Source organism: Clostridium sp. Marseille-P2415 (genome assembly GCF_900155545.1).
Classification (GTDB): domain Bacteria; phylum Bacillota; class Clostridia; order Lachnospirales; family Lachnospiraceae; genus Lacrimispora.
Window position 1 is genome coordinate 44942 of sequence record NZ_LT732526.1, and the last position, 9595, is coordinate 54536.

At 42.4% G+C, this 9595-nt stretch carries 10 protein-coding genes; all 10 read left to right on the top strand.

The features are described 5' to 3' along the window. On the top strand, positions 1-269 hold a 269-nt coding region (locus BQ9856_RS05125), incomplete at its 5' end, for an endonuclease III domain-containing protein (protein WP_442855484.1). Positions 270-754: 485 nt separating this feature from the next. Further along, positions 755-1006 (top strand): hypothetical protein, encoded by a 252-nt coding sequence (locus BQ9856_RS24485; protein WP_077610080.1) that lies wholly within the window; start codon positions 755-757, stop codon positions 1004-1006. A gap of 41 nt (positions 1007-1047) precedes the next feature. Beyond that, positions 1048-3441, top strand: coding sequence for a CRISPR-associated helicase/endonuclease Cas3 (locus BQ9856_RS05135; RefSeq protein ID WP_077610082.1), 2394 nt, complete (start codon positions 1048-1050; stop codon positions 3439-3441). An 11-nt stretch (positions 3442-3452) separates the two neighbouring features. After that, the gene (gene cas5c, locus BQ9856_RS05140; RefSeq protein WP_077610083.1) at positions 3453-4190 is read left to right on the top strand and encodes a type I-C CRISPR-associated protein Cas5c; all 738 of its coding nucleotides are present in this window, start codon (positions 3453-3455) and stop codon (positions 4188-4190) included. A gap of 1 nt (position 4191) precedes the next feature. Continuing rightward, positions 4192-6060: a type I-C CRISPR-associated protein Cas8c/Csd1 gene (gene cas8c / locus BQ9856_RS05145; RefSeq protein ID WP_077610084.1), complete on the top strand. Its 1869-nt coding sequence runs from the start codon at positions 4192-4194 to the stop codon at positions 6058-6060. A gap of 16 nt (positions 6061-6076) precedes the next feature. After that, a complete protein-coding gene (cas7c, locus tag BQ9856_RS05150; protein ID WP_077613254.1) occupies positions 6077-6937 on the top strand; it encodes a type I-C CRISPR-associated protein Cas7/Csd2 in 861 nt (286 codons plus the stop codon). Then, positions 6924-7592, top strand: coding sequence for a CRISPR-associated protein Cas4 (gene cas4 / locus BQ9856_RS05155; protein WP_077610085.1), 669 nt, complete (start codon positions 6924-6926; stop codon positions 7590-7592). Before cas7c ends, cas4 begins: the two co-directional genes overlap by 14 nt. After that, positions 7589-8620: a type I-C CRISPR-associated endonuclease Cas1c gene (gene cas1c / locus BQ9856_RS05160; protein WP_077610086.1), complete on the top strand. Its 1032-nt coding sequence runs from the start codon at positions 7589-7591 to the stop codon at positions 8618-8620. Before cas4 ends, cas1c begins: the two co-directional genes overlap by 4 nt. 8 nt (positions 8621-8628) lie before the next feature. Continuing rightward, positions 8629-8919, top strand: a complete 291-nt coding sequence (cas2, locus tag BQ9856_RS05165) for a CRISPR-associated endonuclease Cas2 (protein WP_077610087.1) — start codon at positions 8629-8631, stop codon at positions 8917-8919. Between the two features lie 143 nt (positions 8920-9062). Continuing rightward, a complete protein-coding gene (gene tnpA, locus BQ9856_RS05170; protein WP_077609580.1) occupies positions 9063-9491 on the top strand; it encodes an IS200/IS605 family transposase in 429 nt (142 codons plus the stop codon). The last annotated feature ends 104 nt before the right edge of the window (positions 9492-9595 follow it).

Genomic DNA, 9595 nt, shown 5'->3' on the forward strand with positions numbered 1-9595 from the left:
CCGCCACTTTATTTCTGGCAGATGCTTATGGAATACCGGGGGTTACGGTGGATACTCACGTATTCCGCATTTCCAGACGGTTGGGCTGGGCCTCCGGGAAAAATCCGGCAGAGGTGGAAATGGAGTTGCAGAAGGCGTTGCCGGAAGAACACTGGAACCGGATTAATTTTCAGCTGATCTATCATGGCAGAGCGGTTTGCACGGCAAGGAAGGCAAAGTGTGAGGAATGTGCGTTGGGGGAGTGGTGTGAGAAGAATATGGAGAGTTAATTAGAATTAACAGGAAACAAAGGAGACCGTACAGAAATTTTGTACGGTCTCACTTCACATTATACAATACACTTTACCTTTTCTACCCACGAGAATTAACTCGACTAATATATAATATATGTATTTTTAAGAAAAATCAATAAAGAAAAAAATAACAGAAAAAAAAATAATAGGCATTGCAAAAAAATAATAATTGTGTTATAAAGGTATAGTCTAATATAAAACAAATACATAATACAAGACACATTACCGAAAATAAAAATGGAAGAAAAGCTAATCACCCATTCAATGGTTGAAATTGATTGGGTGATGTCTGAAAATGCTTCTGCTTTAATCTAAAGAATATAGCATATTTACTTTAATGGATTTAAGCTTAAAGGTCAACCTTTTTAGAGAAGATTGTGCAAAAAGGAGGGGGGTGAACACTCAAGTTTTTCTTTCATTTTTTAAAATAAATAGAAATGAAAAATGAAAGGATGTTGATTATGAATCACTTTTTAAATTTAAACAACTCAAAAAACACTAATAAAAACAATGAGGTCCATGTAACTGTCAGTCTGAGTTGTCCTACAAATTTTTATGTAAACATGGAAAGATACGAGAATATTGATCAGGATACCACTGAAGAAAGAAAAATGGGATACATAAGAGTGTTCGGTGTGAAATTTGTTGCAAAGGTGCTCGAAAAAGGTAGAAAAATATTGAGATTTATATTAAAAAGTTTTATAATTAATTAAAAGTTGTGAATTGAAAATACAATATTAAAGAAGGTGTTTTAATGGTCGCTCATATCAATCCCGACAATCCTGAAAAAGAGCAGACTGTACAGGAACATTTGGAGGGAACAGCTCAAGTTGCAAAGCACTTGGGCCTCCCCCTTGGTATGGGATATCTGGCTTATATAGCAGGCTTGTATCATGATTTAGGAAAATGGCGCCAGGAATTTGAAAGCTACATAAGAACCTCTGTTTCTAAAAAGGCTGGAAAAGTGCAGGGAGGCGTCAATCACAGCTCCGCAGGGGCTATTTATATTTACCAAAGATATTATAAAGGAAGTTCTCTGGAAAAACTGACCGCCCAGTTAATTTGTGAAGCAATTCTCTCTCATCATGGAGTAAATGACTGTATGTCTGTGCAAGGAGAGGACTGCTTTCGTAAACGGGTTGAAAATCTGGAAAATCTTGATTATGAAGAAGTAGTTCAGAATCTTAAGAGCAGTACTATTTCTTTCACTGAAACAGATGAATGTTTTAAAAAGGCAGTAGAAGAGGTTAGCAATTTTCAAAAGGAGATTTCAGCCAATGACTTAAGCGGTCTTTTTACAAATGGTCTCATTGCACGAATGCTTTTGTCCATACTGATCGACGCGGACCGCCTGGATACGGCGGTTTTCTGTGGAGACAGAAGTCCGGTGGATTTAGAGACAGATGGGAAAACTTTATGGGAGATTTCCGGTTCAAACCTGGAAAGAAAGCTGGACAGCTTTCCTCTGAAGGAAGGCATCTTTGCTTTGAGAAGGAAAATTGCAGATGAGTGTCTGGAATTTGCAAACCATCCTACGGGGATCTATCGGCTGACAGTCCCGACCGGAGGTGCGAAAACCTTGAGCAGCATGAGGTATGCTGTAAATCATGCACGAAAGCTTAATAAGAAGCGGATTTTTTACATTGGTCCCTATTTAAGCATCTTGGAACAGAACAGTCAGGTATTCCGGGAAGCGCTTGGAAATGAAAAAATAATCTTGGAGCATCATTCTAATGTGATAGTGGAGGATTCTGATGAAACAGATGGTGATTGTATCGACCGGTATCGCCATTTAACTGAGAACTGGGATAGTCCGGTGGTCATTACTACCTTTGTCCAGTTCTTGAACACATTATTTTCGGGTAAGACAAGTTCGGTACGACGGTTCCACAATCTAACTGATTCCGTAATCATTATTGATGAAATACAGTCCCTTCCAATTAAAATGATACATATTTTTAATATGGCCATGAACTACCTCTGTCATGTTTGCCGCTCAACCATTGTTTTATGCTCTGCGACTCAGCCGGTATTGGATCAGGTTCGGATTTCGGTTCACATGGGAACTCCGGCTGATATAATCTCCGATGTTGACGGGCTTTATAAACAGTTGAAACGTGTTCGAGTTGAAGAAAAGAAAGGAATTCTGGATACGGACAGACTGTGTGCTTTTTTAGCAGAACTGATGAATGTTCATAAGGATATGCTGGTCATCTTAAATACAAAAAAGGCGGCAGAAACGGTTTATCGGGAAATGGAGACTTCTCTCAAAGACCGGGATATACCTGTCACTTTGATTCATTTAAGTACCAATATGTGCCCGGAACACCGCCTGTCTTTTATTAACCGTATAAAAAACAGGCCCAAAGAAGAACCGCTGTTATGCATCAGCACTTCTCTGATTGAAGCAGGGGTGGATTTATCCTTCTCCTGTGTTATCCGTTCCTTTGCGGGGCTGGACAGCATTGCCCAGGCTGCAGGCAGATGTAACCGGAACGGAGAAGAGAAGGAAGGAGTGGTATATCTGATTCATTATGAAGAGGAACGCCTGGGACGTCTGGATCAGATAAGGAAAGGGGCGGCCTGCAGCGAGGCCGTTGTGGAATTGTTCCAAAAGAATGGAGAATATTTTCAACAAGATCTTCTGTCCAGACCGGCTTTGAATGCATATTATGAGAGGTATTATTATGATTCGGAACAGCAGCGCCTGATGAATTATCCGGTAGAGAAGCTGAATACAAATCTGGTTGATTTGCTAAGCGGTAATTGGGCAGGAAAAAAGGCCTATGCAGGGAAGTATGGCAGGACGAAAATTCTGGAACTGGCATTATGTCAGGCATTTAAGACAGCCGGAGAGATTTTTGCTCCGATTGACCAGAATACCACTGGCGTTTTGGTCCCTTTTGAAGAGGGGAAAATCATTATCAATAAGCTGAACGGAGAGCTTATGAGCAAAGAGCTTATGAATTGGCTTCGGAAGGGGCAGAGATTTGCGGTCAATCTTTATCCCGATCAGTTAAAAGAACTGACCCGGGCAGGAGCCGTCACTCCTTTAAAAAATGGACAGGTTTTAGCCCTGAAAAGTGGTTTTTATGATGATCATTTGGGAGTTGTAACAGAGGGAAAGGAAGAATTTCTGGTCGTTTAGGAGGGAGAGCGTTGGAAAAAGAAAACAGTATTGAATTTAAAGTATACGGTAGAAGGGCGTTATTTTCTGACCCTTTAAACAGAAGCGGAGGAGAGAAATTTTCCTATCAGATTCCGACCTACCAGGCATTGAAGGGGATTGCGGAAAGCATCTACTGGAAGCCGACGTTTTTATGGATCATTGACAAGGTACGGGTGATGAAGCCTATTCAGACAGAATCCATAGGGATCAGACCGATTGAATACGGGGGCGGGAATACGCTGTCTTATTATACCTATTTAAGAGATGTGGAATACCATGTAAAGGCTCACTTCGAATGGAATGAGAGCCGGCCCGGCCTGGAATCGGACAGAAATGAAAATAAGCATTTTTTTATTGCAAAAAGAATGCTGGAGCGGGGCGGCCGCAGGGATATTTTTCTTGGGACCAGGGAGTGTCAGGCATATGTGGAGCCCTGCAGCTTTGATGAGGGAACGGGAGCTTATGATGAATTGGAAGAATGGTCCTTAGGTTTTATGGTTCATGGACTGACCTACCCGGATGACGCAGTGAGACAGGAAGAGAAGGGAAAGTTGACGGCACGGTTCTGGCATCCGGTTTTGAAAAAAGGGGTGGTGGAATTTATCCGGCCTGAGAATTGTGAAATCCGCAGAGAACTGCGAAACATGAAGGGTAAGGCATTCGGACAGGGAAACTTTACAGGCCTGGAAGAGTTTAGTTACTTGTTTGACGAAATGGGGGTGGAATAGGATGGGATATATGCAGGTGCTTCATGAAACTTATGATAAATCCAGGGCCTATGTGGGGCGAATGGACCAGAAGGGATGCATTCTTCTTCCTATTGCCCATTCCACGCAGAACGCCCAGCTTGAAATAGTCATCGGCATGTCCGGAGAGTGGAAAAGTGCCAGGAAAGTGGAAAAGGCGGAAGCGGTCACCATAATTCCTGTTACGGAGGACTCCGGAACCCGTTCCAGCGGAATCGCACCTCATCCTCTGTTTGATAAGCTCTGCTATATTGCAGGAGACTACGAAAAATATAGTTCAAAGAAAAAAGCAGCCGAATTTTATCAGGCTTACATGGATCAGCTTGAAGAATGGGTTCAGGCTGGCTGCCATGTGTATGTGAAAGCCATATATTCTTATGTGAAAAAGGGACAGCTGATAGAAGATTTGGTGAAAGCCGGAATTCTGATCTTGACGGAAGCTGGTATGCTTCGGGAAGATGTAAAAATCGAAGGAATTGTGCAGACCGATGCATTTGTACGTTTTCGGATACAAGATGAGAACGTTCCGGGATTGGGAGAGGTGTGGAAGGAACAAAACGTTTATGATAATTATGTAAATTATTATTTAAAAGAATTTGAGAAAAGCGGGCTTGATTATATAACCGGGCAATACCTGCCATGTTCTGAGAAACAGCCATCGAAAATCAGAAACAGTGCCGATAAGGCAAAACTGATTTCGGCCAATGACAGTTCCGGTTTTACATACCGGGGGCGTTTTACATCAAAGGAAGAAGCTGTTTGCGTAGGATATGTCCCGTCACAGGAAGCCCACAATGCTCTGCGGTGGCTGATCGAGCGGCAGGGGTACCGGAGCTATGGCATGTGTGTGGTCACTTGGAATCCGGAGGATGAGGAAGTGCCGGACTGGCTGAAAGACGATACATATGATTTGGCATATGCCGGTCAGGATATCCTGCCGCCTGATTTGGGCGAGGAGTATGCACAGAAAATAAAACTTGCTATAAGAGGACGATATTCTAAGTTTGAGGATCCGGCAAAAGAGATTGTGGTAATGGCGCTGGACGCAGCCACACCGGGGCGGCTTTCTGTTACCTATTACCAGCAGATGAGAGGATCGGACTTCCTGAACCATCTGATATACTGGCATTGTTCCTGTTGTTGGATAATGAGCTATAAAAAAGCGGAAGCATTTTGGAATAAACCCATGGCTCCGGTACCGGAGGATATTGTGAAGGCTGCCTATGGGGTGGAGCGGAATGGTCTTTTACAAGTGGATGATAAACTGATGGAGGATACGTTGAAAAGACTGATGCCCTGCATTGTTGAGGGACGAAGCCTTCCAAAAGATATCGTTAAATCAGCTTTTGAAAGTGCCTGCAGGCCCCAGGCGTTTGGAATTTATAATCGGAGAAAGATACTGGAAATCACCTGTGCACTGATCCGTAAGGAAAGTCAGGACAGGAGCAAAAATAAGAAAGGGGAATTTGATAGCATGAGCTTGGAACGCACAAATCATGACCGGGATTATCTCTATGGAAGACTGTTGGCTACAGCCCATAAGTTCGAATACGATACCTTTACGGAGGCTGAACGTGGGAGTAGGGAGACAAATGCGGAACGGTACCGCAGCAGGATGGTGATAAATCCTCATAAAACCTGGCTTATGATTGATGGAAGAATTCAGCCTTACAAAAGAAAATTGAAAATTGGTCTCCAGGTCAGATACCAAAAGGAGTTCCAGGATATTTATGATATGTTTAAGCCTGGTGATTTTACTGCTCCGGGTAAGCTGGGAGTTGGTTTTCTGATAGGATACAATTGTGAACTCAGTGAACTTTGGAATTGGAAAAATGTTTCAACAGAAGAATAGAATGGAGGATGAAAGAATGAGCGGATTTACAAACAAGATTGATTTTACGGTATTGGTAACGGCAAGGAAAGCGAATCCCAATGGTGACCCTTTAAATGGTAATCGTCCAAGAGAGGATTATGAAGGTCATGGGGAAATTTCGGATGTATGCATCAAACGGAAATTGCGGAACAGGCTTCAAGATATGGGAGAGGAAATATTTGTACAGTCCGATGAACGGTGCCGGGATGGTTATAAAAGCTTAAGTGAGAGGGCAAAGAACTGCGAAGAGCTGGCAGCCGCTTTAAAGTCAAAGGACAGTGAAGCCTATGCAAAGGCAGCCTGTGAAAAATGGATCGATGTGCGCAGCTTCGGACAGGTGTTTGCGTTTAAGGATAATAGTGTGTCCGTTGGTGTGCGGGGACCGGTGTCAATTCATCCAGGGGTGAGTATTTCTCCGGTGGAAATTATGGATTTACAGATTACAAAGAGTACGAACAGTGAACCGGGTAAGGACGGAAAGAAATCCTCGGATACCATGGGTACAAAGCATAGAGTTGAATTTGGGTTATACCGGATTAACGGAAGTATTAACCATCAGCTGGCTGAGAAAACCGGCTTTACGGATGAGGATGCCGAGAAAATCAGAGAAGCTTTCCGGACATTATTTGAAAATGATGCTTCTTCGGCCCGTCCGGATGGCAGCATGGAGGTGTGCAAGGTATACTGGTGGAGGCATAACTGCCCGATGGGTCAGTATTCGTCTGCCAAGGTTCATCGGTCTCTGGAGGTTAAGGAGAAAGAAGATTTAGTAGATAGTCCCTGCAGCTTTGAAGATTATGATGTGATTTGCCATAGCCTTGATGGGCTTGAGCCGGAAGTGTATGAAGGAATATAGGGAAGAGGATTTCCTCATGCTGTCAGGTATCCAGCATTATGCTTTTTGTGCCAGACAATGGGCTCTTATTCATATCGAACAGCAGTGGGAAGAAAATTATTTCACGGTTATGGGAAATATTATGCATGAAAATGCCCATGACAAAGATTTTGCAGAAAAACGCAAAAATGTGATTATTACCAGAGGGATGCCGGTATTTTCCCGGATTTTGGGTGTCAGAGGGGATTGTGATGTAGTGGAATTCCATCAAAGTAAGGATGGAATTCCACTGAAAAATTATGAGGGAACCTATCAGCCGGTCCCGGTGGAATACAAGAGGGGAAAACCAAAAGAGCATGATGCAGATGTGCTGCAATTATGTGCTCAGGCCATTTGCCTGGAAGAGATGCTGGTGTGCCACATACCAAAGGGATTTTTATATTATGGTGAAATCAGGCGCAGGCTGGAAGTGCTGTTTGACGAGCAGCTCCGCTGGAAAGTAATATCTTCTTTCGAAAAAATGCACCAGCTGTATGAAAAAAATCATACTCCAAAGGTAAAAATTACTAAGGCATGCAAAGCATGTTCTCTGGCAGAATATTGCCTTCCAAAGCTAAATCAAAAAATTACTGTTGCGGATTATCTGTCACGGAATTTGAAAGAGGGAGAGCTATGAGGAAACTGATGAATATATTATATGTGACTTCACCGGATGCGTATCTCTCCCTTGATGGGGAGAATATTGTGGTTCTGGTGGAGGAGAAGGAAAAAATAAGAGTTCCTCTTCATAATCTGGAAGGGATTGTAACCTTTGGGTATACCGGAGCCAGCCCTGCTTTAATGGGGCAGTGTGCGAAAAGGAATATTGCTTTAACCTTTTTAACCCAGCATGGCCGTTTTTTGGCACGAGTAGTTGGGGAGACAAGAGGAAATGTGGTATTAAGGAGAGAGCAATACCGTATTGCAGATCAACCGGAAAGGAAATTGGAAATAGCACGAAATTGTATAATAGGAAAGGTTTTTAATACAAGGAGTGTAATTAACCGGACTATCCGGGATCATGGAGAGCGCATTGAGGAAGATCGGTTTCAGTTAGTATCAAAACAGCTAAAGGAAAGTCTGCAATTGATCCGGCGGGCCTCTTCATTGGAAGAACTGCGGGGGTATGAGGGGGAGGCAGCTTCCAGATATTTTTCGGTTTTTGATGATTTGATTCTGCAGCAGAAGAACGACTTTTATTTTCATAACAGAAATAAGAGGCCGCCTCTTGACTACGTGAATGCAATGCTGTCTTTTATCTATACACTGTTGGCCCATGACGTAGCAGCAGCTTTGGAAACAGTAGGGTTGGACTCTTATGTAGGCTTTCTTCACACAGACCGTCCGGGAAGGGTTTCGCTGGCATTGGATATGATGGAGGAATTACGTACCATTTTTGCTGACCGTTTTGTAATATCACTGATTAATAAAAGAATTGTGAATGCCAATGGGTTTGAGAAACAGGAAAATGGTGCTGTCATTATGAACGATGAAACGAGAATAGAGATTTTAAGAAATTGGCAGGAGCGTAAGCAGGATAAGATCAAGCATCCGTTTTTGGAAGAGACAATTGAATGGGGGCTGGTTCCTTATGTTCAGGCTATGCTATTGGCGCGTTTTGTCAGGGGCGACATGGATGGTTACCCTCCCTTTTTATGGAAGTAGGTGAATAAATGCTTGTTTTAATTACATATGACGTGAATACAGAAAATGCCGCCGGGAAGGCTAGACTTAGAAAGGTGGCGAAACAGTGCCTAAATTACGGGCAGAGAGTACAGAATTCAGTGTTTGAATGCGTTTTGGATTATGGTAAATGCCAGGAGGTTAAGCATATTTTAGAAAAGATTATTGATAAGGATAAGGACAGTCTGAGATTTTATTATCTGGGAAATAATTATAAAACAAAAATTGAACATATTGGAGCAAAGGAAACCTTTCATGTGGAAGATCCCCTTATTGTTTGAGTCTGATAATTGAAAATACTAAACCCCCAGCTATGCTGGGGAGAATAGTGTAAGTGGAAACGGTGAGGATATAACGAAAAAGCCTCCTATGATAAAATGAGAATGGTGTCGCAAGCCAAACTCAAAAATAGGAGGCAGTCCCAATGGACAATAAAAGTTTATCACACAGTAGATGGAAATGCCAGTACCACATAGTATTTATTCCAAAGTATCGGAAAAAGCAACTATACGGACAAATAAAAGAAGATGTACGAGAAATACTTGGTACGCTATGCAAGTATAAAAATGTAGAAATAATAGCAGGAGCAGTATGCGTAGATCATGTACATTTAAGCTTAGCAATTCCGCCGAAGCTTAGTATATCAAGTTTCATGGGCTATTTGAAAGGAAAAAGTACGCTGATGATTTATGATAGACATCCAGAATTGCAGAGTAAGTGGAATAAAGCGTTTTGGTCGCGAGGATATTATGTAGAAACCATTGGTAATATAACCGATGAAGCAGTACAGAAATACATTAAAGAGCAAGCAGAAGAGTCGCGCAAGGAAGATATGAGAAGTACCGCTTTTTAGCGGACCAGTAAGGATGCTTGCGACACCGCCCTATTGGGCGAGCAGTAAGAAAGCCCTTATTAGGGCTAATATCAAACCACCAGTTGAACTGGTGGTTGCTGACT